This is a genomic window from Paraburkholderia sp. FW306-02-B, assembly GCF_058782725.1.
Map to the genome: position 1 here is coordinate 2068202 of NZ_JBYSXZ010000002.1, position 24567 is coordinate 2092768.

Below are 24567 nucleotides of genomic sequence, written 5' to 3' on the forward strand. Positions count from 1 at the left end.
ACCATGTGCGCACGCGTAGCCCGCTCGAACCCTTGCGCAGCCGCCGCGGCGGTGTCATCCCTGTTATCCGCATCGTCCGCATCGTCCGCATCCTCCGCATCGGCTGCCCTCGCCGCGGTCGCCCGGCGCCCGCGCCCGCGAGGCCGGCACGCATCGCCGTCGCGCCGGCGGCAGCAAGGATCGGTTGTCCTGTTCTTCGTCGCTTTCCTGATCCCGTTGCTGATGTTCGGCGCGTTTGCGATCAACCTGGCGCGTGTGAGCGTGGTGCGCAACGAGTTGCAGAATGCCGCAGACGCAGCGGCGCTTGCCGGCGCCTCGAAGCTCGTCGCAGCAGGCTCCGGCACGCCTGGCTGGGCCGCGGGGTCGAAGGCGGCGACCTCCGCGATCGCGCTCAACGCGTCGGACAATACGACACTGTCGAGCGCAACCGTGACAACGGGTTACTGGAACCTGGCGGGCTCGCCGTCGACCTTGCAGGCAACGACGATTACGCCCGGCACCTACGACGCCACCGCGGTGCAAGTCACGGTGACGCGCAGCGCGAACCAGAACGGCGGCGCGATCAGCCTGGCGTTCGGCTCGTTGCTCGGGCTGGCCAGCACGAACGGCACCGCCACCGCGGCCGCCGTCGCCGCGGCGCCCGGCACCGTCGCCGGTGGACTCTTCCCGGTCGCGCTCGGTCAGTGCGTGTACAACACGTATTGGAATTCGAGCACCAATCAACCGAAAATCGATCCCTCGACCGGCAAGGCATACGAATTCGAGATCGGCAACGGGCAGACCTACGGCGGCTCATGCCAGGCCGGCCAGTGGACCTCGTTTTTGAGCGTCGCGAACGATACCCCGACGATCCGCGGGCTGATCGCGAACGGCAACCCTGCACCGCTCAGCATCGGCAACAGCATCTACATTCAGCCCGGCGTCAAGGACACGATTTACAACTCCGTTCCGACCAGCACGGTCGTCTACGTTCCCATCGTGAGCAACATCGTTGAGAAAACCTATGAGCCTATCGTTGCGTTCGCGGCGTTCTACATCGATAGCGTCGCGAGCGGCAGCGGCAAGTACATCAAGGGCCATTTCCTCACCGGCTATGACATCCCGCAGTCTTCGGGCATCGGCCCCAATTACGGAGCGTATGTGCCGCCCCGCCTGGCACTTTGACGAAACTGCGCGCGCCGCTCACATGAACGTTCGGGCGCATAGCCGCTAAAGCCCGCCTTGCATGACTCCAGTAGTGTCACCCTGACGCATCTATCCGCTGTCCGGAAACGTGAGCAACTCCCGCAACAACCGGGCATACGCCTTCCGGTTGCTTTCCAGTTCCCGTCTGCTCGCCGCGTTTCCACCCATCGCCAGTTTGTACGTCACCCCGGTTACGCGCAGCGAGTTTCTGTTCGGCAAGCAGGTGCCCTATGTATTGCTGACGCTGCTCAATTTCCTGCTGATTTCGCCGTTGTCCGCGCGGATCGCTTCGGCGTTCTTCCCACCTCAGTTCAGCGTGCCGCTGACGATCACCGCGCCGCAGGTCGACCACGGGCTCGACACGGGCGAATACACGTTCGCACTCGACATCCCCCCGAATTTCCAGCGCGACGTGCTGGCCGGACGGCCTGCCGCGATTCAGTTGAACGTCGATGCGACGCGCATGAGCCAGGCATTCACATGCAGCAGCTACGTGCAGCAGATCGTGACCGACGAGATCGACGGGTTTGTCGCGCGCTATCGGGACACCGCACCGCCGCCTGTCGATCTCGCCGTGCATATGCGCTTCAACCCGAACCTCGACCAGAGCTGGTTCGGCGCGCTGATGGAGATCATCAACAACGTCACGATGCTGTCGATCATCCTGACCGGTGCTGCGCTGATCCGCGAGCGGGAACACGGCACGATCGAACACCTGCTGGTGATGCCCATCACGCCAGCGGGGATCATGCTGGCGAAAGTCTGGTCGATCGGACTGGTGGTGATGGTGGTGGCCGCGTTTTCGTTGACCTTCGTGGTGCGCGGAGCACTGCATGTGCCAATTGAAGGCTCCGTGGCGCTGTTCATGGTCGGCACCGCGCTGCATCTGTTCGCCACCACTTCGATGGGCATCTTCATGGCGACGGTCGCCACGCAGCATGCCTCAGTTTGGCATGCTGCTGGTGCTCGTGCTGTTGCCGTTACAGATACGTTTGCGAGGCCATGACCACTGCCATTGATCCAATAACTTCAAGCGACGTCGAGACACGGTTGATTTCGACGCCACCTTCTTGCGGGTATGACGAGACCTGAACGCAGGCGATGTAGTGCCATGACTTCATCCCCCCTGTTAGCCCGTGTCACTTCTCCGTCGCGTAGTACAACAGTGCCGCGACGGGAAGTGCCAGCCCGACCCAGGAAGTCAGTGCCCATCCGCCTTGCGCATAGGCCCATCCGCCTGCCGCCGAGGCCATCGCTCCGGCAATGTACCAGGTAGTCATGTACACGGCGTTGAGTCGCCCCCGTATCTCTTGCCCCAAGGCAAAGATGGCGCGTTGACCCGTTACAAGGGTCGTCGTGATGCCGAAGTCCAGCAGGATGGCAGCGACTACCAATAATGCCAATGCAAGCGTGGATCCGGGCGTCGCGATATGAGTAATCAGGAATGCCACGGCAACTGACAGCATCCCCAAGCCCGTCGCAGGCCGACTCAAACCACGATCCGCCATCCGGCCAGCAATCGGAGCAGCGATAGCCCCGGCTACACCCGCGAGAGCGAACAGTGCGACACCGGACTGCGACAGGCGAAAAGTCGGCCCTGTCAGCACCAAAGGGATCACGGTCCAGAACAGCGTGAAGGCAGCGAACTGGAACGAGTGGTAAATGGCGCGCCGCCGCAAGATGGGCGTCGTACGCGCAAGCGTCAGCATTGAGGCTAGCAAGCGTCCGTAAGTCAGCTTGCCATGAGGCTTACGTTCGGGGAGGGCAATGCGCAACGAAATGGCCAGCAAAACCATGGCGATTGCCGAGAGCACAAAGACGGTGTGCCACGAACCGAGATCCGCCAGGAAACTGGCGAGCGGACGCGAGAGCATGATGCCGAGCATCAGGCCGCTCATGACGTTGCCTACGGTTCGGCCGCGCACGGACTCGTGGGCAAGGTGCGATGCAAATGGCACCAGAATCTGCACCGAGACCGAAGTGAGACCAATGAACAGCGCAGCGACCAGGAACGCCTGCGGATGTGTTGATAGTGCAGCGCTGGCCAGTGCGACGACACTGACACTGATCATGCCTACGACAAGGCGGCGGTTTTCGATCAGGTCAGCTAGCGGAACGATCAGGATCATACCGGCCGCGAAACCCAACTGCGTCAAGGTAACGATCAGCCCCGCGGTTTCAGGCGCCATGCCTAGATTGGAACTGATCAGACCAATCAAAGGCTGCGCGTAGAAGACATTGGCGGTAATCAGACCGCAGGCGCCAGCGAGCAGAAAGGTTAGCCACGCAGGTATGCTATGCGTTGGTAATGGAATATCGGTAATGGCCGTTTCAGTTGTCATGCGAATCTCCAATCAAATAGTTGATAAAGGAAATGACTGTTTCCTAAATTGGCAAAAAAAATCAATCCAGGGTTTTCATTGCGGCTTCGGCGACTGTCAATAGCTCCTTGCGCGTTCTGCCCGTTTTGCCCACGACACGCAACCCTTGCAGTAGACAGAGCATCAATCGCGCAGTGCCTTCGCTATCGACACTTTCCGGAATCGACCCGTCTGCCTGTCCTTGTTGAATCAGTTCGGCCATGTATGCCTCACGTCGTCTGAACAGATCGCCGACACGTTCAGCGATCTCTGGATCGGACGTTGATAATTCCACGGCCGTGCTGATGATGAGACACCCTTGAACGCCTTCGGCGCCATGCGACAGTCCCACGAAGAACAACAACGCCGCATGCACCCTGTCCCGTCCCGACCTGGCTGCGCCCACCGCTTTGCGAAGCTGAGCATCGCGCAGAGATGATTGACGATCCAGGGCCGCGAGAAACACATCGCGTTTGTCCCTGAATGCCTTGTAGATGCTCCCCACCGTCAACTGCATTGCATCGGCGAGATCGTTGATCGAGGTCCCATGGAAACCGCGCTCGCAGAGCACCGGGATCGCTTTGTCCAAGGCCTCGTTCATATCGAATTCGCGCGGGCGGCCGCGAGGGTTTGATATGGAATGGGATTGTGAGGTTGTCGCTTTCATGCTCCAATTTTGGAAGCGATCGCTTCCAAAGTCAACGAATTTCCTCCAGGGAGACGCAATCAAGCGCGTTTCCATAGAGCTGCGCTCATGTTTCCAATCGAGCACCTGGTCATACGGTCGTCTTTGTCGCGTTAAGTGCATATGCACATAGCGCATGCTTAAAAAACCAAGTTCAACCGTTCGAGCCAGTTGGTCTGCGCCTTTATCACAACGCGAACGATCGGGGCCGGGTCAGCGGCAGGCCAAAAGAATTTCTCGTCATGAGAGCCTCGGCGCCTAAGTACGCGCGGTCGGCACTGAGCTTTCTATCTAGCCGTCATAAAAGTAAAACATCAATGACACAGACCGACATGTGCTATCGCCAGCGGTCACTGCACACAGGAGCTACCCGAAGCCAAATCCTTGAGGATCGGGCAATCGGGGCGATTATCTCCATGACAATGCTCGACCAGGTCCTGCAGGATTTCGCGCAAACCGGTTAGTTCGGTGATTTTGTGGTTCAAGGCTGCAATATGTTCTCGCGCCAACGCTTTCACTTCAGCACTGGCTCGCTGGCGGTCTTGCCAGAGCGTGAGCAACTTGCCTACTTCTTCCAGCGAAAAACCCAGATCTCGCGAGCGCCTGATGAATGCCAGCGTATGCAGGTCATCCTGCCTGTAAAGGCGATAACCGCTATCACTTCGATGCGCTGTCGCCAGCAATCCTATGGATTCGTAATAGCGGATCATCTTCGCGCTTAGACCGCTGCTTTTGGCTGCCTGCCCGATATTCATTGCGGCTCTCCATCAGTCCTCGGAATCGTTAAAAAAACTCACTCAATATCCTTCGGCTTCCAGGTCTTGAGCAGCAGCGCATTGCTTACCACGCTGACGCTGGACAACGCCATTGCTGCGCCGGCCAATACCGGGTTGAGCAAACCAAGTGCCGCCAAGGGAATACCGATCAGGTTATAAACGAACGCCCAAAACAAATTCTGACGAATCTTGGCGTAGGTTTTACGGCTGATTTCCAATGCCGCCGGAATCAGACGCGGGTCGCCGCGCATCAAGGTGATCCCGGCGGCGTGCATTGCCACGTCGGTGCCACTGCCCATGGCAATGCCGATGTCCGCGGCTGCCAGGGCCGGTGCGTCGTTGATGCCGTCGCCGACCATTGCCACCACTCCGGCCTTCTTAAGCTTCACAACGGTCGCCGCTTTGTCTTCGGGAAGGACCTCTGCATAGACGTCGTCGATTCCCAACGCTTGTGCGACGACACGAGCGCTGCCCCGGTTGTCGCCCGTCAGCAGATGGCTGCTAATGCTGCGTGCCGACAACTGTCTGATCGCCTGCTGCGCGCCGGGTTTAAGGGTATCGCCGAACGCGAACAGGCCTAAGACGGTCGATTGCGCACCACGTTCGATCAGCCAGGACAAGGTCCGTCCTTCAGCTTCCCAGGCTTGCGCCGACTCCGCCAAGGCGCCGGCTTGCAAGCCGGTCTCCTCCAGCAAACGACGGTTACCCAGCGCCAGGTCACGACCCGACACCGTTCCGGCGATACCTCGTCCGGCCAGCGATCTGCTGTCCTGTACGGCCGGCAGATCCAGATTTCGTTCTTTGCAAGCGTCCAGCACCGCCTTGGCCAGCGGATGTTCACTGCCACGTTGAAGCGCCCCAGCCCATTGCAGCAGATCGTCCTCGTTACCATCGATCGCGCGCAAGTGAGCAATCCGCGGCGCGCCCGAAGTCAACGTGCCCGTCTTGTCGAAAACTACCCCGGTGACTTCATGGGCGCGTTCAAGCGCCTCGGCGTCCTTGATCAAGATGCCATATTTCGCAGCGACACCGGTCCCTGCCATGATCGCCGTCGGCGTTGCCAGACCCAGCGCACAAGGACATGCAATGACGAGAACGGCCACGGAATTTATCACGGCGCTTTCCAGCGACGCGCCGGCGAGCAGCCATCCCACCAGGGTGATGAGGGCGAGCACCAGCACGGTCGGCACGAATATCTGGCTGACTTTATCCACCAGCTTCTGGATCGGCGCCTTCGCTGCCTGCGCGTCTTCCACGAGACGAATGATGCGTGCCAGGACGGTTTCCGCGCCCAATGCCCGAGTCTTGACGAGCAAGCGTCCTTCGCCGTTGATTGCGCCGCCCGTGACTTTGTCGCAGGGCTGCTTTGGCACGGGCAGGCTTTCGCCGCTGATCAGCGCTTCGTCAGCATGGCTCTGGCCCTCGACCACCTCGCCGTCTACCGGGAACCGTTCACCCGGCTTGACCACGACAAGATCATCAATGCGCAATGCGCTGATGGAGACGTCCCGCTCTTCGCCATCCACCAGTTGGACGGCGCGTTCCGGACGCAACGCCTCAAGGGCGCGAATGGCACTGGAGGTCTGGCGCTTGGCGCGGCTTTCCAGATATTTGCCGAGGAGAACCAGGGCGATGACGACCGCCGACGCCTCAAAATACAGATGCGGCATGCTGCCCTCTACGGCGGTCGCCCAGCCGTAGAGACTCAGGCCGTAGCCGGCGCTGGTGCCGAGCGCTACCAGCAGATCCATATTGCCTGCGCGAGCCCGCACGGCTTTCCAGGCTGCAACATAAAAGCGTGCGCCCAAGATGAATTGCACGGGCGTCGCCAGAGCGAACTGAACCCACGCGGGCAACATCCGGTGCAGCCCGAGCGGTTCCACCAGCATGGGCAGTACGAGCGGCGCGGACAACACAAACGCCAGCACCAGTGACCAGCGTTCCTTGTTGAGCCGCTGCTGTTGATTGCCGGTGATCACCTCACGGTCCTGGACCGGGTTGGCGGAGTAACCGGCTTTTTCGATGGTAGCGACCAGTATCGCGGGATCGATCGTGCCAAACGTTTCGATATGCGCACGCTCGTTGGCCAGATTGACGCTGACGCTCTTGACCGAAGGCAGCTTGCCAAGCGCCCGCTCTACCCGGCCCACGCAGGACGCGCAAGTCATGCCGGCGATAGCCAGTTCGACGCGTTCACTGGGAACGGCGTACCCAGCGGTGTCCACGGCTTGGAGCAACGCGGGCAGGCTGCCGGACGGAGCCTGCAGACGCACCCGCTCAGTGGCGAAATTGACGCTGACGTCCTCCGCCTCGCTAACCTTGCGCAGGGCTCGCTCGACGCGGCCTGCACAACTGGCGCATGTCATGCCGGAGATGGGCAGATCGAAAGTGACGGACTTATTCATGACCGCCCTCCTTGGAAGCATCGCCTTGAACGGGCACGGCGGTGTATCCGGCTTCCTCGACGGCAGCAATCAGAGACGCAGGATCGACAGCGCCGAGCGTTTCGATATGCGCACGACGGGCGGCGAGATCGACGCTCACACTCGCAACCGAGGGCACTTGCTTAAGCGCATGCTCGACATGACGCACGCACGACATGCAGGTCATGCCGGTGATAGCGAGCGCCATGCGTTCACCGGGAGCGGCATAACCCGTGGTGTCGCTCGCTTCGATCCGCGCGGGGCGGCTCGAAGCGCCAGCTTGCCGTTGAACCTGCCGGCTGACGAATTTTGAGTCGACGTCCTTATCGTCGCTGACTTGATGCGGGGCGTGTTCAATCGGGCCTTCGTGGCCGGCATGGGTCATGCCGAAAAACGGCAAATCGAAGAGGGCGAACTCGGTGTTGATCATGGAAATACTCCTTGTGGGTTTCGATGCCTGCAAGGATCAACCTTCCCTTCGCGGGAAGGTCAAGCACTGAATCAACATTTCGAACTCGAATCTTTTCCCTGGAGCCGACGAACGATAAAAGGCATCACCGCAAGGCCGGGTTGTCACGAAGCGCTTGAGTAACCATGTCGAGAAATGCGCGGACTTTCGCTGCGGCATGGCGACCTTCGTGCTGCATGACATGAATGGGCAGCACAGTGGATTCATACTCGCGCAATACCTCGACAAGACGGCCCTCGGCAAGATGTTGCGCCACCATGTATGACAACAGGCGCGTGATACCGAATCCGTCGAGCGCCGCGATGACCGCCTCGTCGTTAGTCGCGACGGTCAATCGCGGACGCACGCGAACACTGATCGGGGCGTCTTCATGCGCAAAGCGCCAGTCGGATGACGGCGTCACGCCAACCGCCGATATCAGAACGTGTTGCGTCAAATCGTCAGGCGCGAGCGGCACGCCATGCTGTTCCAGATACGCAGGCGACGCACAGACCACGCGCCTAACCCGCCCAACCGGCATGGCCTGATAACTGGAATCCTGCAACGGGCCGATGCGGATGGCGACGTCGATACCTTCATCCATCATATTGACGACCCGATCCAGGAAGCGGCACTCGACTTCCGTGTCGGGATATCGCTTCAGGTACGCGGTGACAATCGGCGTGACAAACATCCGTCCAAACAAGGCGGGCGCCGTGATGATCAGGCGGCCGCGAACCGAGCGATGCGTACCTGCCGCGGCTTCTTCCGTCTCGGCAATATCAGCAATCGTGCGATTGGCGCGATACGCGTAATAGCCGGTCGCTCCAGACGCAAGCACACCGATGCACGCAAGCAGCACCGATAACTTGAAAGTGAGACCTGGGCGCATGATCAAAAGCGCTCCGACCGGTCTCCCGACACGATTTTGCTCCACAGGTCCTCGCGCCGCTGGATATCCTCCACCGGACCGATCCAGATGATGTGCGCGTCGTCGCTGTTTTCCGCAGGCGCCGTCAACGTGTTGGCGAGCCCCTGGCGCTGCGTCAACAATTCGCTCACGTACGGTTCGAGCATGTAATTGATCCACGCGAGCGCGAGCGGACGATCGGCCGCCGAACTCGTCATCGACCAGCAGTCGAGCCACGCGAGCGCCCCTTCGTCGGGAATCACATAGCCCACGTCCGCGCCGGCGCGGCGCAGCAAAGCGACCTGCTGGGTGCCATAGTTGCCGAACATCAAGGCAACCTTATGCTGGATGAAGAACGCGGTCGCCTCTTCCGGCAGCGTGTAATACGTCAGCAAATTGCGGCGCAATTCGACCAGCTTGTGAGCGATCAGGCGCATCTGCGCGGCATCGAGCTGAAAGGGATGGGGATAACCCAGCGCCAGCGCCGTGAACGAGAAATTATGCTGGGCACTGTTGAAGTCGAGGACCTTGCCGCGGTAACGCGGGTTCCACAATTCGCGCATCGAGCGCGGCGCAACGGCGAACTGCTTGCGATCATAGATCAGCCCCATCGACGAATACGTGAATGGAATGGCGTACACCTTGCCTGCCGCGGTCAGTCCTGCGATCGACGACAGCGCCTGAAAACGCGGCAATTGTCTTCGGGTATTGGGCAGACTGGCCAGATCGAGCGGCGCCAGCAGATTCGCACGGGTATAGCGCTGGATTTCGGCGGTATTGGCTGCCAGCACGTCGAATTGCGGCGCGCCCTGGGCGTGCATCTGGTCCCATAGCGCCTCATCGGAATCGACCAGCGTGACTTCCACCTTGGCGTGGAAACGCGTTTCGAAAGCTTTGACCACGTCGCTGTCCGCGTACCCCGGCCATGCCAGCACACGCAGGACCTTCTCGCCAGCGGCAACCGGCGCCGCCGACAAAAGGCTCGCGCAGAAAACGGCGCTTGGCAGCAGTGTCAGAAAACCGGGAAAAGCGCCGTTGCGCGATGGCTTCGAGCGTCTTGCACCGGATGCGATTCGCCGCCAGAAGGATGGGATGCCGCAGCGCATTTCATCTGCCCTCCAAATCGTGTGCATTCAATCAACACCATTCGGCAGGATGCCGTAACGACCAGAGTCCGCAGCCGCCCGGCATTCGGCTGCCGGCGCGGTGCTCGATGACCTTGTTCAGACAGATATTGCTTACACCGCGCGGTACGCGCGCGGTGCGTCGATCATAGCGCCAGCAAGCGCGTTTTTGGTCGGGCCTCGCCGGGGTCGATAGAAACAGGCTGCCGGCAAGATGCACTAAACGCGCTCGTCTATATATAACGGACGGTATCGCAGGATCTTTAACCAAACCGGGGCGTTCAGAGTGCGCGCTCTAGCGCGCCTGAAGCGGCGTCGTCAGCCCTGAACTCGCGAATTCGTCCGGTAAGGAATCAGGCGGTTTTTATAGCATGCCAATCGGCAACGTTAAAGACGCCAGTACAGACGCCGAAAGTCGACGCCGCAATTCGCTTCGAATCCAGGCATTAGCCAACTTCTTTACAGCGTCTTTACAAGGCAGTAAGCGATGCATAACCGCGATGCAGCGTGCATCGGCGACGCCGTCAAATCTCCACCCTATTCAGGCTTTAGACGCTATTCTCGCCCGCTATCCGGTGTTTCACTAGCTACTCAATCTTTTTGACCTGATAAGCTTGGCGCGCGCTGCTGGCCGCCCCGGCCGGCAGCTTAAACCCAAGTCCGGTCGTGAGTCGCGCCGGGCGTCCCGCCGCGGCACAACCGCATGCGGGAGTATTTGAACTACACCGAGGAGTTAAACAGTGAAAAAACTGCTAGCGGCTTTGACGGTTGCTCTGCTTGCCACCGTCTCGATTGGCGCACACGCTAAAGATTGGTCGACTATCCGTTTCGGCGTTGACGCCAGCTACCCCCCGTTTGAGTCGAAAGGCTCGGACGGCAAGCTCGTTGGCTTCGACATCGACCTCGGCAATGAAATCTGCGCACGCCTGAAAGCCAAATGCGTTTGGGTCGAAAACGACTTCGACGGCATGATCCCGGCACTGAAGGCGAAGAAGTTCGACGGCGTGCTGTCGTCGATGTCGATGACGCCGCAACGCGCCGAGCAGATCGCTTTCTCGGCGAAGCTGTTCAACACGCCGACGCGCCTCGTGGCGAAGAAGGGTTCGGGCATCCTGCCGACGGCCGATTCGCTCAAGGGCAAGACGGTGGGCGTCGAGCAAGGCACGATCCAGGAAACCTACGCGAAGACGTACTGGGAAGCGAAGGGCACGAAGGTCGTGCCGTATCAGAACCAGGATCAGGTCTACGCCGACTTGCTGTCGGGCCGTCTGGATGCTGCACTGCAAGACGCGGTGCAAGCTGAGATCGGCTTCCTGAAGACGCCGCGCGGCGCAGGCTTCGACTTCGTCGGCAAGGATCTGGACGATCCGAAGATCCTCGGCAATGGCGCCGGCATCGGCATGCGCAAGGAAGACGCCGATCTGAAGACGAAGGTCGACAAGGCCATCGCCGACATCATTAAGGACGGTACGTACAAGAAGCTCGAGAAGAAGTACTTCGACTTCGACGTGTACGGCAGCTAATCCAGCACGGCGTGCCTGACAGCGCGCCGGCGGGAAGCGTAACGAAGACGGGCCCCGCCACACGCGGGGCCCGTTTCGTTTGCACGGCGATCCACAGAACGCCGCACAAAACCACGTGCAGCACCATATCGGCTAAGATCGTGCGATCGAGGTGCCGCGCGACGGCCCGCCGTAGACTGACCACGAAGCACTCTTTCCCTTGTAATCAACGACATAGCACGGCACGCCTCACTGGCCGGCGCACTTTCAAAACCATGCAAACCCAAACCCATCCGCTGATTGCCCCGACGCTCGGCACCGCCCGTAACCTGACGAGTTTTCACTACGGTCCCGGCGGCGGGCAGAAGATTTACATCCAGTCGTCGCTGCATGCCGACGAATTGCCCGGCATGCTGGTGTCGTGGGCGTTGCGCCGCAAGCTCGCGGCGCTTGAAGCCGCCGGCAAGATGCGCGGCGAGGTCGTGATCGTGCCGGTGGCAAATCCTATCGGGCTGAATCAGCACTTTCTCGGCCACCTGAGCGGCCGCTTCGAGACCAACACCGCGCAGAACTTCAACCGCAACTTCTACGAACTGTCGGCGCTGGTGCAGCCGGGCATCGAGGCGCGCCTGACCGGGGACATCGACGCCAATCGCCTCGCGATCCGCGCGGCGATGCGCGAGGCGCTCGACGAGCAAAAGCCGGAAACCGAACTCGAATCGCAACGTCTGGCGCTGCAAAAGCTGTCCTGCGACGCCGACGTCGTGCTCGATCTGCATTGCGACTGGGAAGCCGCGATGCACCTCTACACGAACCCCGATCTGTGGCCGGAAGTCGAGCCGCTCGCCTGCTATCTGGACGCCAAGGCGTCGCTGCTCGCGCTGAATTCGGTGGGCAATCCGTTCGACGAAATCCACAGCTTCTGCTGGTCGGATCTGCGCAGCCGTTACGGCGACCGCTTCCCGATTCCGAACGGCTCGATCTCGGTGACGATCGAACTGCGCGGCCAGCGCGAGGTGTCGTACGAGTACGCCGATCGCGATGCACAAGCAATCATCGAGTACCTGACGTCGCGCGGCGTGATCGACGGCACGCCCGCGCCGCTGCCGGCGCTCGAATTCGCCGCGACGCCGCTGGCCGGCGCCGAGCCGCTCGTCGCGTCGATCAGCGGCGTGCTGGTGTACCGCTGCGAAGTCGGCACCTGGGTCGACGTGGGTCATGAGATCGCGGATATCGTCGATCCGCTGACCGATCGCGTGGTGACGTTGAAGAGCAGCGTGGCCGGCGTGTTGTATGCACGGCATCTGACGCGCTTTGCGACGGCTGGGCTGGAGTTCGCGCGCATTGCCGGCGCGAAGGCGTTCAGAAGCGGCTCGCTGTTGAGCAATTAACCGGCAACCCGGGCCGCGGCTCGGCCGCTGGCCTGCAAGTCTTTGGCTATGAAGCAAATCGCCCGCTTGAGTAGCGGGCGATTTGCTTTCATACGGGCGCAGCCAGGCCAGATCGGCCAGATCGTTCAGAACGCCGGAACGATCGCGCCTTTGAACTGCGTATCGATGTATTTGCGCACCTCGTCCGATTCATAGGCCGCTACCAGTTTCTTGACCCACGGCTTGTCGCGATCCTGCGCACGCACGGCGATCAGGTTCGCGTACGGACCTTTGAGGTCTTCGATCGCGATGGCGTCCTGGGTCGGTTGCAGGCCGGCCTTGACCGCGTAGTCGGTATTGATCGATGCGGCGTCGAGATCGCCAAGCGCGCGCGGCAATTGCGCGGCGTCGAGCTCCACCAGCTTGATCTTCTTCGGGTTTTCGGCGACGTCGAGCGGCGTCGCGTTGACGCCGTTCGTACCGACGCCCGGCTTCAGCTTGAGCACGCCATACTTCTGCAACAGCAGCAGCGCACGGTTGCCGTTCGACGGATCGTTCTGGATGCCGACCTTCGCCCCATCGGCCAAGTCCTTCAGCGACTTGAGCTTGTTCGAGTAGAAGCCCATCGGCGACACATAGGTCAGACCGACATTGACGATCCTGTAGCCGCGCTGTTTGATCTGGCTGTCGAGAAACGGCTGATGCTGGAATCCGTTGGCGTCGAGGTCGCCGGCGTCCAACGCGGCATTCGGCTGCACGTAGTCGTTGAATTCGATGACCTTGACGTTCAGTCCTTTGCGCGCCGCCACCTTGGTCACCACCGACCAGATCTGTGCATCCGGGCCGCTCATCGTACCGATCCTGAGTTGTTTGTCGTCGGCGTGCGCAAACGTTGCCGTCAACGAAACGGCGGCTATAACCAGCAGGTTTTGAATGATTGTCCGGCGTTGCATGCGTTTCCCCTCAAGTGATTCTGATTGATAGGGGCGCATCGTCGCATGCCGCCGCGGCGCCCTGGAACCAATCGTTTTTCATTCGCATATCCGCACGGAATGGGAAAAGCTTATACGCGGGCGATATGCGCGATTTCCGTTAGCGAAGCCATCTGAGTGTCGCTCCGGCGCGACACATGACAAAAATAAGCAAAGCTGTCACATACCTTACTCTGCGTTCCCTTAAATTTCGCCCCATCGCACGACCTTGCCGGAGAGCCGGCGTCGCGATCGCTTAATTTTTAATCGGAGAATGTCTTGAACAAGAAAGTATTGACCGCCGCTACTCTCGCCGTCTTCGCCAGTGCCGCCCATGCGCAAAGCAGCGTCACGCTATATGGCCTGATCGATGCCGGTATCAGCTACGTGAACAACTCCAAGTCGGGCACCAGCCACGACAAGCTCTTCAAGTACGACGACGGCGTTGCTCAAGGCAGCCGTTGGGGCCTGCGCGGCACCGAAGACCTCGGTGGCGGCCTGAAGGCACTGTTCGTGTTGGAAAACGGCTTTAACAGCGGCAACGGCACGCTCGGCCAGGGCGGCGCGCTGTTCGGCCGTCAAGCGTATGTCGGTCTGTCGAAGAACGACATCGGCTCGCTGACGTTCGGTCGCCAGTACTCGTTTTCGACGGACTACCTGGGCGGCAACTACTCGACCGGTGGCCAAACCGTCGCGGGTAACTACGCTTACCACATCAACGACGTCGACCAGTTGACGTCGAGCCGCATCAACAACTCGGTCAAGTTCAGCAGCGCGAATTTCTCGGGCCTGACCTTCGGCATGATGTATGGCTTCTCGAACCAGGCTGGCGCATTTGCCGGCTCGCCGGCAAGCGGCACGACCGCAGCACCGGTTGCAGGTTCGTCGCGTGCATACAGCTTCGGCTTGAACTACGCGAACGGCCCGTTCGGTATCGGCGCGGCGTACACGGACATCCGCTACCCGAGCCAATCGACGCCGTCGTTCTCGACGACCATCGCCAACGTGTCGACGGGCAACGTCCGCGATCTGCGCACGTTCGGCGTCGGCGGCCGCTACTCGATCGGTGCAGCTACGCTGTGGGCGTTGTACACGAACACGCGCTTCGAGCCGGTCACGGGCGGCACGACGACGTTCGCTGCATACGAAGCGGGCGCGAAGTACGCGTTCACGCCGGCGCTGACGGCAGGCGCAGGCTACACGTACATGCACCTGAGCAATGCCAACAGGGGCCACTGGAACCAGGCGGACCTGAGCATCGACTACGCACTGAGCAAGCGCACGGACGTGTATGCACTGGGTATCTACCAGATCGCCGCAGGCCACAACGGCACGCAGGATCTGCAAGCGCAGATCGGTTCGAGCACGAGCTACTTCAGCACGTCGGGCACGGGCGCGGACAACCAGCTGGCATTCCGCGTCGGTATCCGTCACAAGTTCTGATCGGGTGTTGTCGGCGGGGAGCGCGAGCTCCCTGCTGTCCCGCGGTTCTTGAAAACGCCCTGCGGGGCGTTTTTCTTTTGGGAAGTCGGTGCGGGCACAGTATGACGTGCCCGACGCTCACGCAGCGAGCTTCATACTCACCAGCCGATTCAGGCTGACGCCCTGCTCTGCCGCCGCATCGCGTCTGCGACCGCCTTTGCCTCCCGCAAACGCTCACCGTCAGGGTGCTCAAAAACCGTGGCGAGATCCGGCCGGCCTGGCGCGCGACCTTCACCAGCCGTCGGCGAATGCTGCCCAGGACGCCACGCGCCGACTGCCCTGCCCCGATGCGGCTCGGCAGGTAGCGTTCCACGGCTTTGCGAACCGGCATGCCGGCGTACCAGGCGCGCATCGCGTACAGATGTCGCAGCTTACTGCGACGGCATGCCATGCTTGGCCTCCGGGGTGCCATTTCGCCCGAGGGACTGATTACGAAGGTATCGCCGTCCCAATGCGTGCATGTGAACTGCACATTGCCGGCGACGTGCCGTTGCTATAGGTTGCGTTGCCGCCTCGGGCGCCTTCGGACAGCATGTAAATGCCCGCACCGGCTTTCCCGCTCGTGTTGTTGACGTTGATAGTCGTAGGACTGCGCAACGAACCCGTGCCCACTGTCAGGTTCAGGACGTTTCCCGAACCGCCACTTCCGGCATTCGGATCGCCACCGGAACCCGCTAGCACCACCGGGTACACCATGGCAGCGACTTCGACTATCTGGACAAGAACTACGCGGGCACGCTGATCGTATGGGACCGGCGGCGGTAGTGGCGGGACAGGAGGCAACGGCAATGTGGTGACCGTCGGCAACAACGGCGTCATCACCACGCTCGGCTCGAATGCACCGGGCGTCGTCGCCCAAAGCATTGGAGGCGGCGGCAATGGCGCAAGCGCAGTCGATCCGCAGCGCGCGACCCTGAGGAGCCGTTCGCACCACGTTGTGATGAAGAATGTTCACGATGTTTTGCCGCACATGATCGGAAGGCGGACCGGCGACATTATCGTGACCAGTTCCCTGGCTGCTCACTTTCCGACGCCCTGGGAGCCGGTCTATGCATCGTCCAAATGGGCGATTAACTGCTTTGTTCAGACGGTGCGGCACCAGGTTTTCAAACACGGAATTCGCGTCGGCTCCGTCTCGCCCGGCCCGGTTATTAGCGCACTGCTCGCCGACTGGCCGGAGGAAAAACTGAGAGAGGCCAAAGAATCGGGCAGCCTGATCGAGGCCAGCGAGGTAGCCGAGGTGGTCATGTTCATGTTGACGCGGCAACGCGGCATGACCATTCGCGACGTGGTCCTGATGTCCACTAATTTTGACCTCTAGGGGGAGAAGACAAGATTCGTCTCCGTGGTTATAAACAGTTGGAACGGGAAGAAAGTCTCGTTGGACGCGGCGACGATTTCCGGGGGATGGCTAAAAGGTGCATCCGGTAAGCGCATCCCGGGATGCGATAGCATCGCGCGGCGTGCCGTACTTTGCCACGCGCGATTGCCGATGAAAACCGAACGAGCGACGCCAGCGGCTGCCCCCGGGTGGCTGCTCCATGGCGACGAGATTCGGCTCGAGACCGAGGTCCTGGACCCGAACACTGCGCTGGAACGAGCTAGCTTGTCGACGCGTTGATAACCTTGCCGGTTGACCCTACGGTATCGAGCGCGGCTTTCATCACTACACCTGGCTTGTGTCTGCGCCTCCCAATCCCCTGAGGCGACGAGCCTGACGTGAACTAGAATGCTCTCTGGTTTCGAGACGCGCACGCTATCCAGACTGACCACCGCTGCGTTACGGGTGATTGATAATTTACCCGCTGCAACGACAGGCTTCATCGAGTTCGAAGAATGTTTCTTGGCATTGATCTCGGCACGTCCGAACTGAAGGTCCTTCTGCTGGCCAGCGACGGACTTGTCGTCGGGACCGTGCGCCATCCGTTGGACATATCCAGACCGAGGCCTCGATGGTCCGAGCAGGATCCAGAGGATTGGTGGCGAGCCACGCGGATTGCTCTATCAGCGCTGCGTAAGACTTACCCCGACGCGTTTGGGCGTATCCAGGCCATTGGCCTCTCCGGTCAGATGCACGGCGCTGTTCTTCTTGATGCCAATGACCGGCCGCTGCGCCCCGCGATTCTGTGGAACGATATGCGCAGCGTCAGCGAATGCGATGAACTAACGGCGCGCGCACCAGGGCTGCACGAAATCGCGGGCAATTGCGCAATGCCAGGGCTCACGGCGCCAAAGCTGCTATGGGTAGCACGCCACGAGCCGGAGCACTTCCGGAAACTGGCGTGCGTCCTGCTGCCGAAAGACTATTTACGTCTGCGTTTGACCGGCGTAAAGCTCACGGACCCATCAGATGCGTCCGGAACCCTTTGGCTCGACGTTGCGCGCCGCGAGTGGTCTGACGAGCTTTTGCAGGCCTGCGACATGACACGCATGCAGGTGCCCCCGATTGAAGAAGGGTGCCGGGCGGCCGGCGTCGTGCGTCGCAGCGTCGCCAGCGAACTTGGCCTGCCCGCAAACGTAATCGTTGCTGCGGGCGGGGGCGACACCGCGACGAGCGCGTTGGGCGTGGGCGCAGCGGAGGCCGGGGATGGATTCCTGTCGCTCGGTACATCGGGAGTCCTATCCGTCGTCACCGATCAGTTTCGGCCGAGCCCACCTCTAGGGGTCCACGCGCTATGCCACGCGATTCCGAGCAGGTGGCACCGAACGAGCGTCGTGCTGTCTGCGGCCAGCTGTGTTCGTTGGCTATGCAACCTCACTTCGGCCGACGAAGCAAGTTTGCTGGGTGAGGTCGAGAGTGTCAGCGCGGACCGTCGCGCCAAAGCCCCACTGTTTCTACCCTACCTTTCCGGCGAGCGAACACCGCACAATGATCCGTACGCCCAGGGCGTGTTTTGTGGACTTGTCGATTCGACCGATCGCGCGACGCTTGCCTATTCGGTGCTTGAGGGCGTCGCGTTTGCTTTGTCGGACGGCTTCGACGCCCTGCATGCGGACGGCACCCGCGAAACCGCGCTCACTCTTATTGGTGGAGGCGCACGCAGTGCACACTGGGCACAGTTGGTCGCTGATGCCTTTGGGGTACCCACACGCCGGCAGCCGGATGTCCAGTCCGTCGCTGCGCTTGGAGCCGCACGTCTCGGCTGGCTTGCGGCTGACGGCGATTTTTCGGTCGTAATCCGTGCGCCGCTGGTGTTGGAGGAATTCTTTCCTGACGCTGAGCGGCATTCGACACTGTCGGCACGGCTGGCATCGTTCCGGGCCCTGTACAGGCAGTTACGCCCGCTTTTCCCGCAATGACACGTTCAATCCGGCACCGGTGAGTTTGCTCTCCCGGATTCTGTCCGTCAGCACGTCCCCAGTCGATAGGCTCTGTTCCCGACACTCCGTTAGCAGGACTCGCGTCCGCCTTGATGATGCTTGCGTCAATCGCGAATCCTTCGCCCTTGACGAGTCCCTCGGCCATGCAGCGACTCAGCACAGATTCGAACACGTGACGCAACAGATCGCTATCGCGGAAGCGCCCGTGACGGTTCTTTGAGAACGTCGAGTGCTCCGGTATGGTGTCCTCCAGACCTAGCCGGCAGAACCACCGGTATGCGAGGTTCAGATGCACCTCTTCGCATAGACGTCGCTCGGACCGGATGCCGAAGCAGTAGCCCACTATCAGCATGCGAATCATGAGCTCCGGGTCATTCGATGGACGACCCATTGGACTGTAGAACGGTGCGAGGTGCTGGCGCAGATCTCGCAGATCAAGGAAGCGATTCCAGCAGGGGGCGATGAGCGCCTCCCCCTCCACACCTTCCCGACCAGCTACAACGCGTGGGACATCCCATGTGTCAGGGCATGCGCCAACACGCGCAGCTCATCGAACTGTGTCGCCAACTCGAAACTAAGCACGAACGCGGCGCCATAAAACACGCCGGGATAGCGCTGCGCGAACGCCAGTATCGGTGCGGCGATGCGCGTGCGTATCGCCCTGGCGTTCATCACGCATGCGATGCCGATGCCGAGCGCCGCACCGGCCAGCACGTCCGTCGGGTAGTGCAAACCGAGATAGATGCGGGGCAGGCCGATCAGCACCACGGCGTGGAACAGCGCGTAGATCCCCACGGGCCGCGAGGCGAGGAAAATGCCCATAGCGACCGCGCACCAGAGCATGGAGTGATCGCTCGGAAACGCACTCCACGTTCGCAGCACCGGCTCCTCCACGTTGGCCTCCGGATAGAACGCACGCAACGCCGGTTCATACATCGGCCGCAGGCGAAACGGCAGGTAGTGCGCAAGCAGGCGGCCGGCCACCAGTGCGACGAGGCCGCTCGCGATGGCGATCACGACGAGTTCGCGATGGTGTCGCCGGACGGCCTCGCCGTCAGGACCTTCCGCACGTTCGGGCCTGAACCAGACCCACCACAGCAGTGCAACCAACACCACGCCCTTGGACAGGTACGCGTTCACGACCGCTTCGACTACATGGGTGAAGCCTTGAGAGTGAATGGCCACGTTACTTATGGACGCGATGAGCCAAGTATCGATGACGTTCATTTGTCTCTGCTCCCTTATGCGCGGCAATCGACATAACTTCATGGTCGGCCGCAGCCGTTGTCGCGGCGCCGCATCGCAGGCATCGTTGGTGCCCGGCTGAGCGGCAAAGCGCCCGATGGCCGGCAACGACAATCATTGTATTGACATGAACACGATATGTGCGCTGGCGCGTAGTGTCCCAGGAAATTGTCGGATCCCTCGCGCAAGCCTCTTCCAGAAGCATTTCATTCCTTTCACGCCAATCGCCCGTTCGCGGTTGCCAACAACCGCTGTTGTGGCCGCCGCCACAGCCACCAGCACCGTCGTTTCCCGCCTCAGGGCTAACGTTGATTGGCATTCAAATACCGGGTTGTCTCACTGGCGCAGCCATCGTCCGCCCACGGCCAGCGCACCGGTTGCTGGCCGCAATGGTCGACGAACAGCAGGCGAAGCGATATGGGTAGATGACTCATATTGACCCGACTGCAGTCCGTCGCCAATCGTGTCCGAGTGTCTTAAACGGGTCGAACTCGGCCCTTGATTGTCGTCGCGGCCGTATCTCTGATATGGGTTCGCTATAATCAATCGCTTCCCGGCGTCGCAATGTCGAAAAAATGTCTTCCAGGCGAAACAGGTCCCCCGGCCGAGCCCGCAGGCCGCTGACGAAAGCACTTCTATTGCCGATGGATCGCGCCTCCGCCAGTGAACGGTCGCTGTCCTGTCATCTTGCGCTGGTCGCATGCCGCGACGGACATGGCAACGGCCACCTGGTCAATGAACTTATGCGCGCGGCATACCTGAGCTGGTATCTGCAGCGTGCTGGTTATGGTGGCCAACTGGTGGAGCAGTTCAAGATCGCCGAATATGCAGTCGAGAACACCTTGGCGCACGCTCATGAGACGGGGGAGTGGCGGCTCGCGTCCGAGGTAATCAGCGACTTTGAGGCGCTGCTGGCGCTGTATGACGCCCAGCTCGCAAGGGCTCCTCTTCACGAAGTATTCGAAGCGGAGCGGCAATTGAGAGGATTTTTGATGGGAACAGACAATTCCCCGATCCCGAAAAACTTGTTCCAGAAACCAGCCCATTTGCCAACGTCGCGCAGTTATATCCCAAACCGGCCATATAGTTGTAAAACCCGCTGACATCGCCTGAATTCACCATTCCGCGAAGCTGCTCCAGCTGCGCATATGTTAAAGACTGAGCCATTTGGTATCTCGCACAGAAGTTTTTATCAGATTTTCAGTTTGGAATTGGTCGGGCCAGTCCCTTTGATATGAAACAATTTTTTAATCAATGAGCCGCTTGATGCAGCGGACTCGAAAGTGGTCATGTTTCTGAATATGTCATCCGCAGGAATAACCAGCACGCTGCTCCTCCAAATACCCCAACCGGCATTGCTAATAGAAGAACAATGCGAATAGGGATTTCGCTATGCAATAGCGCCGGTGCGTGGCCGCCGGTCGATACAGTGAGGCACAGTGACGTCGCCATGACGACTCCAAGCATAATGTAATAAAGCCAGTGACTTATTTGTCTCCACCGAGCGAAGACCATTGCTGCGGCAAAAAACGGAAACATCGGCACAGCAGGTAACATAAATGTCACAAGGATCGAACCCAGCTCGACACGTAGCCAAAAAAACAAATAGGCTAGCAGTCCTTGGTCGGGACGGGACACGGGAAACGCTTCGCCGCCTCGCGAACTGATAACAACGAGCAATGGGACAAACGCGATAGCACCCGTCGTAATTCCCACGATGTAGGCAATAATCGCTCTGCCAGCAGTCACAAACTTTTGATTCATCCGAATTGCCTGTCGTGTCAGCTAAGAGGACTGTTTAACAAAAGATCTCGTGCGGCTCGCGCAGGTACCGTTGAAAACGTTCTGGGCATTCGCTACCTGGTCAACCTCACTAAATGTAACATTTGGATACGTTTAGTTACTTTTGATATTACGGTGGTGTCCGCCCAATTGCCTACTGATTAATAAATTATGGGGTTCGAACCTGTTTTGTCTCCGGGTAGCCAGCCCGAAGCTAGGGCCGGTATCCGACGTTGAATCTTTCGGGATGTGAAACATGCTGAACAAGTCCCGAGTATCAGTCTGTGGTGAGCGGCGTGGTTGCTGCCAGGCGCCGGCGGTCAGGCAATCGCAATCCCGGCTCGGATTAAACGGTCTTTTCTGGCTAACGTCTCAGGCGAAGATAGTTTTCTTGTGATTATTGATTAAGAGTCCTATATAAGTGGAGGTGATTATATTAATCAACCTCCTTGGTATGCTTGAGGCTGTTGCGCCGGCTGCTCGAAGGGCGTGAGTATCTCGTTGGGTAGTCTAGCAAGCGCCCTGGATACGGCGGTATGCGTTGTAGTGTCGGAGCGCGCCTTGCTTGTCCCCTCGAAGTTCCTTGAGTCTTGCAAGGTTGTAGTGTGCATCCGCGTAGTCTGGCTCAATCGCGAGGCACTTTCCGTAGCCATTCAGCGCATCGTCGGCGCAATCCAGCTCTTCCAGCGCAACGGCGCGGTTGAAGTGCAGCTGGCAATCGTCCGGGAAGAATTCCAAGGCCCTGTCAAACACTGCCAGCGCTTCTTCGCAGCGTCCCTCTTCACACAGGAGAACGCCCAGGTTGGTGTAAGCGCCATAGTGCGCCACAGGCAGCAGCTCCAGGACTCTCCGATAAGCATGCTCGGCCCCCTGCCGGTCCGTGGTGGTCAGTTGCTCACCGAGCTCAAACCATTCCTCGGCCTGGATGTGAGCCTCCTTTGCGCTGCGAGGGGAGCCGTCCAGAAACGCCACGTCACCTTTCAAGGGAGCGACCTCAAAGTCGAGCAGCGGCTGGCCCGACTCGGCATCCCATTGGTCGGGACCTAACCGCACGGCGATGGTGTTGCCAACAGCGGTGATTCGAATCCCGGTCAAGGGCAGTTCATCCGGGAGCGAAGCTTTGAGGCGCGTCAACGAGCGCAATATCTTGCGCGAAGAAATGTTGGCCGTCTGGAGCTGATAGGCCGTACGCAGCAGGACAGCATCGTGAAAGCTGAAGCGCAGTTCGTGGGGCTCCGTCGGAAGCGCAAGATTCCATAGCCTCTTACTTCTTCACGCCGCAATCAAAAGAATACTGCCCCGCCTGCTGGTCACCGTCGCCCAGGGTTAGGTCAACTTCGCACTTACTCCCGACTTGCGGCGTTACCTGAACCGACGAAACCGCTTTAGGCTTTCCAGCCGGCACACTTAGCGTGCCTTCCTGCGAGATGTTCGAACTCCCCGCTTCGCCGCTATTCAGGACCTTCAACTCGTACCGGAGCCGGACGTCGTGTGCAGATGTTACGTAGGGCACGATGAGGGTCTGGCCATTGTTCGAGTTCACGTCGAACCAGACGTGCAAATTGGTGTCAGCTATCACTTTGCGCTCCTTTCAGACGCCCCACACGCGGTGGGCTGATGCAGGCAGCCGGACATGTCGGCCGCCTTTCCTGCTAACGACTAGTGCTGGGCGATGCTTGCCCAGTTGCCCGTGCCGGTCTGGTTGACCGTGGCGCCGTTATAGTTGCCCACTTGCGTCACATACGCGGTGTTGCCCAACCCGTTCTGCGCCACAGTCAGGTTGTCATACGAGCCGCTTTGATAAGTTTCAGCATAGTTCAGGCCCCCGGTCTGGGAAACCGTCGCATTGGAACCGAAGGCCGCCTCCTGCGTCGCATAGGCGGCATTGCCATAACCCGACCCCGTGCTGTCTTGCGTGACGGTAGCCGTGTTACCGCCGCCGTTTTCTTGCAGCAGGCCTGTGGTGTTATAGACGCCATACTGATTGACGTTGGTAAGGTCTCCCCACTCGTTGTTTTGCGTCACCGCAGCGGCGTTTTGAGTGCCAGCCTGGTAGACGTTCACAGTGTTATACCCACCGTTTTGTTGCTGCACGCCAGCACTGTTTTGGGTGCCCAACTGGGTCACGTAGTCCTGGTCTCCTACCTCGTTGGCTTGCGCGACCAAGGTTCCATTTTGTATGCCATCCTGATAGACCTGCACCGTGTTGCCGAGGGTGATCGCTTGCGACACCGCTGCGTAGTTATTGAAGTAGTGCTGTTCAATCGTCACGGTATCGTTCTGGCCGTTGGACTGGTCGACCGTCGCGAGTTGCGCGGCGTCGTACTGATTGACCGTTGCACTTTCGTTGTATGACTGCGCATACGCTTGCGAATAGCCGACAGCCAGCAAGCTTACTGCGAGTAGGATTGCCTTTCGTTGCATGATGAACTCCACAAGAGCGACGGGCCCAAAAAAGCGCTACGCCAGCTGGCCCTAATGCTGGACGACGGTTGCGATGCTGCCGTTGCCGGTCTGGCGCACGGCCACACCTAAATTCGTGCCGGTCTGTTGCACGTTGGCGGTATTGGAATTTCCGATTTGCACGACTTGGGCTCGATTCGCGGTGCCGGCCTGTCCCACCGTCGCTGCGTTGTCGTTCCCGCTTTGCGTGGCCGCTACGCGATTGCTCGTACCGAACTCGGACACGGTGAATTGGTTGCCCAGGCCGGACTGCGACAGTGATGCCCAGTTGAGCTGTCCGGCCTGCGACGCCAGGGCGACATTGCTCGCCCCGTGCTGCATGACCGAGATGCCGTTTAGGCCGACCTGGTCAACGCGAGCTGAGTTGGCCGTGCCTGTCTGATTGATGCCGGCAAACTGACGGCCATTGCTAAAGGCCGGTTCAGGCGGACCGAAATCCGATACGTCGGATAGGTCGCCGGCGCCATACGCACTGGCTGCGCCCAGGAGCGCCGCCGCGATGAGCGGCACGCAGCACGCC

General features: G+C 60.1%; 22 protein-coding genes and 4 pseudogenes. 9 read left to right on the forward strand and 17 right to left on the reverse strand.

The window, feature by feature from the left end; translation table 11 throughout:
- The first annotated feature begins 3 nt into the window (after positions 1 to 3).
- Together AC3WOG_RS30545 and AC3WOG_RS30550 are read left to right on the forward strand one after the other, a co-directional pair.
- Positions 4 to 1164 (forward strand): pilus assembly protein TadG-related protein, encoded by a 1161-nt coding sequence (locus AC3WOG_RS30545; RefSeq protein ID WP_492581531.1) that lies wholly within the window; start codon positions 4 to 6, stop codon positions 1162 to 1164.
- A 286-nt stretch (positions 1165 to 1450) separates the two neighbouring features.
- Positions 1451 to 2174, forward strand: a pseudogene (locus tag AC3WOG_RS30550) (ABC transporter permease); the annotation flags it as partial.
- A gap of 150 nt (positions 2175 to 2324) precedes the next feature.
- Here the strand turns inward: AC3WOG_RS30550 and AC3WOG_RS30555 are convergent.
- From AC3WOG_RS30555 to AC3WOG_RS30585, 7 genes are all read right to left on the reverse strand, one after another.
- Positions 2325 to 3527: an MFS transporter gene (locus tag AC3WOG_RS30555; protein WP_492581532.1), complete on the reverse strand. Its 1203-nt coding sequence runs from the start codon at positions 3525 to 3527 to the stop codon at positions 2325 to 2327.
- Between the two features lie 61 nt (positions 3528 to 3588).
- Positions 3589 to 4287: a TetR/AcrR family transcriptional regulator gene (locus tag AC3WOG_RS30560; RefSeq protein WP_492581533.1), complete on the reverse strand. Its 699-nt coding sequence runs from the start codon at positions 4285 to 4287 to the stop codon at positions 3589 to 3591.
- 293 nt (positions 4288 to 4580) lie between these two features.
- Positions 4581 to 4985 (reverse strand): Cu(I)-responsive transcriptional regulator, encoded by a 405-nt coding sequence (cueR, locus tag AC3WOG_RS30565; protein ID WP_492581534.1) that lies wholly within the window; start codon positions 4983 to 4985, stop codon positions 4581 to 4583.
- A gap of 38 nt (positions 4986 to 5023) precedes the next feature.
- Entirely contained in the window at positions 5024 to 7411 is a 2388-nt protein-coding gene (locus AC3WOG_RS30570; RefSeq protein WP_492581535.1) for a heavy metal translocating P-type ATPase, read from the reverse strand.
- Entirely contained in the window at positions 7404 to 7859 is a 456-nt protein-coding gene (locus AC3WOG_RS30575) for a heavy-metal-associated domain-containing protein (RefSeq protein ID WP_492581536.1), read from the reverse strand. Before AC3WOG_RS30575 ends, AC3WOG_RS30570 begins: the two co-directional genes overlap by 8 nt.
- A gap of 124 nt (positions 7860 to 7983) precedes the next feature.
- Entirely contained in the window at positions 7984 to 8769 is a 786-nt protein-coding gene (locus AC3WOG_RS30580; RefSeq protein WP_492581537.1) for a LysR substrate-binding domain-containing protein, read from the reverse strand.
- 2 nt (positions 8770 to 8771) lie between these two features.
- A complete protein-coding gene (locus AC3WOG_RS30585) occupies positions 8772 to 9722 on the reverse strand; it encodes an extracellular solute-binding protein (protein WP_492582501.1) in 951 nt (316 codons plus the stop codon).
- On the opposite strand from AC3WOG_RS30585, the gene AC3WOG_RS30590 reads away from it, so the two are divergent.
- The 3 genes from AC3WOG_RS30590 (at position 9682) to AC3WOG_RS30600 (ending at position 12804) form a co-directional block, all read left to right on the forward strand.
- Positions 9682 to 9951 carry a hypothetical protein gene (locus AC3WOG_RS30590; protein ID WP_492582565.1) on the forward strand — a complete coding sequence of 90 codons (270 nt, stop codon included), beginning with the start codon at positions 9682 to 9684 and terminating at the stop codon, positions 9949 to 9951. The two genes, AC3WOG_RS30585 and AC3WOG_RS30590, sit on opposite strands and share 41 nt — an antisense overlap.
- A 700-nt stretch (positions 9952 to 10651) precedes the next feature.
- The gene (locus AC3WOG_RS30595) at positions 10652 to 11434 is read left to right on the forward strand and encodes an ABC transporter substrate-binding protein (protein ID WP_492581538.1); all 783 of its coding nucleotides are present in this window, start codon (positions 10652 to 10654) and stop codon (positions 11432 to 11434) included.
- Positions 11435 to 11688: 254 nt separating this feature from the next.
- Positions 11689 to 12804 carry a succinylglutamate desuccinylase/aspartoacylase family protein gene (locus tag AC3WOG_RS30600; protein ID WP_492581539.1) on the forward strand — a complete coding sequence of 372 codons (1116 nt, stop codon included), beginning with the start codon at positions 11689 to 11691 and terminating at the stop codon, positions 12802 to 12804.
- 125 nt (positions 12805 to 12929) lie between these two features.
- Here AC3WOG_RS30600 and AC3WOG_RS30605 read toward each other — a convergent pair whose 3' ends face one another.
- Entirely contained in the window at positions 12930 to 13736 is an 807-nt protein-coding gene (locus AC3WOG_RS30605) for a MetQ/NlpA family ABC transporter substrate-binding protein (protein WP_492581540.1), read from the reverse strand.
- A gap of 297 nt (positions 13737 to 14033) precedes the next feature.
- On the opposite strand from AC3WOG_RS30605, the gene AC3WOG_RS30610 reads away from it, so the two are divergent.
- Complete coding sequence (locus tag AC3WOG_RS30610) at positions 14034 to 15197, forward strand: porin (RefSeq protein ID WP_492581541.1); 1164 nt, start codon at positions 14034 to 14036, stop codon at positions 15195 to 15197.
- 176 nt (positions 15198 to 15373) lie between these two features.
- Here AC3WOG_RS30610 and AC3WOG_RS30615 read toward each other — a convergent pair.
- A pseudogene (locus AC3WOG_RS30615) lies at positions 15374 to 15597 on the reverse strand (integrase); the annotation flags it as partial.
- Positions 15598 to 15665: 68 nt separating this feature from the next.
- Entirely contained in the window at positions 15666 to 15932 is a 267-nt protein-coding gene (locus AC3WOG_RS30620; RefSeq protein WP_492581542.1) for a hypothetical protein, read from the reverse strand.
- A gap of 235 nt (positions 15933 to 16167) precedes the next feature.
- Between AC3WOG_RS30620 and AC3WOG_RS30625 the strand changes: the two are divergent.
- Together AC3WOG_RS30625 and xylB are read left to right on the forward strand one after the other, a co-directional pair.
- Positions 16168 to 16557, forward strand: a pseudogene (locus AC3WOG_RS30625) (SDR family oxidoreductase); the annotation flags it as partial.
- Between the two features lie 515 nt (positions 16558 to 17072).
- Positions 17073 to 18536, forward strand: a complete 1464-nt coding sequence (gene xylB / locus AC3WOG_RS30630) for a xylulokinase (RefSeq protein ID WP_492581543.1) — start codon at positions 17073 to 17075, stop codon at positions 18534 to 18536.
- A gap of 58 nt (positions 18537 to 18594) precedes the next feature.
- On the opposite strand, the pseudogene AC3WOG_RS30635 reads toward xylB, so the two are convergent.
- Both AC3WOG_RS30635 and AC3WOG_RS30640 read right to left on the reverse strand, forming a co-directional pair.
- Positions 18595 to 19002 (reverse strand): annotated as a pseudogene (locus AC3WOG_RS30635) (transposase); the annotation flags it as partial.
- Between the two features lie 50 nt (positions 19003 to 19052).
- Positions 19053 to 19784 (reverse strand): phosphatase PAP2 family protein, encoded by a 732-nt coding sequence (locus AC3WOG_RS30640; RefSeq protein WP_492581544.1) that lies wholly within the window; start codon positions 19782 to 19784, stop codon positions 19053 to 19055.
- 662 nt (positions 19785 to 20446) lie between these two features.
- Between AC3WOG_RS30640 and AC3WOG_RS30645 the strand changes: the two genes are divergently transcribed.
- A complete protein-coding gene (locus AC3WOG_RS30645; RefSeq protein ID WP_492581545.1) occupies positions 20447 to 20905 on the forward strand; it encodes a hypothetical protein in 459 nt (152 codons plus the stop codon).
- Positions 20906 to 21089: 184 nt separating this feature from the next.
- Here the strand turns inward: AC3WOG_RS30645 and AC3WOG_RS30650 are convergent, their stop codons facing one another.
- The 5 genes from AC3WOG_RS30650 to AC3WOG_RS30670 all read right to left on the reverse strand — a co-directional run bounded on the left by AC3WOG_RS30650 (position 21090) and on the right by AC3WOG_RS30670 (position 24557).
- Complete coding sequence (locus AC3WOG_RS30650; protein WP_492581546.1) at positions 21090 to 21566, reverse strand: hypothetical protein; 477 nt, start codon at positions 21564 to 21566, stop codon at positions 21090 to 21092.
- A 528-nt stretch (positions 21567 to 22094) separates the two neighbouring features.
- A complete protein-coding gene (locus tag AC3WOG_RS30655; RefSeq protein ID WP_492581547.1) occupies positions 22095 to 22718 on the reverse strand; it encodes a tetratricopeptide repeat protein in 624 nt (207 codons plus the stop codon).
- Between the two features lie 130 nt (positions 22719 to 22848).
- The gene (gene csgH / locus AC3WOG_RS30660; RefSeq protein WP_492581548.1) at positions 22849 to 23163 is read right to left on the reverse strand and encodes a curli-like amyloid fiber formation chaperone CsgH; all 315 of its coding nucleotides are present in this window, start codon (positions 23161 to 23163) and stop codon (positions 22849 to 22851) included.
- Between the two features lie 80 nt (positions 23164 to 23243).
- Positions 23244 to 24008, reverse strand: a complete 765-nt coding sequence (locus AC3WOG_RS30665; protein WP_492581549.1) for a hypothetical protein — start codon at positions 24006 to 24008, stop codon at positions 23244 to 23246.
- Between the two features lie 51 nt (positions 24009 to 24059).
- The gene (locus AC3WOG_RS30670) at positions 24060 to 24557 is read right to left on the reverse strand and encodes a hypothetical protein (protein ID WP_492581550.1); all 498 of its coding nucleotides are present in this window, start codon (positions 24555 to 24557) and stop codon (positions 24060 to 24062) included.
- Positions 24558 to 24567: the final 10 nt, after the last annotated feature.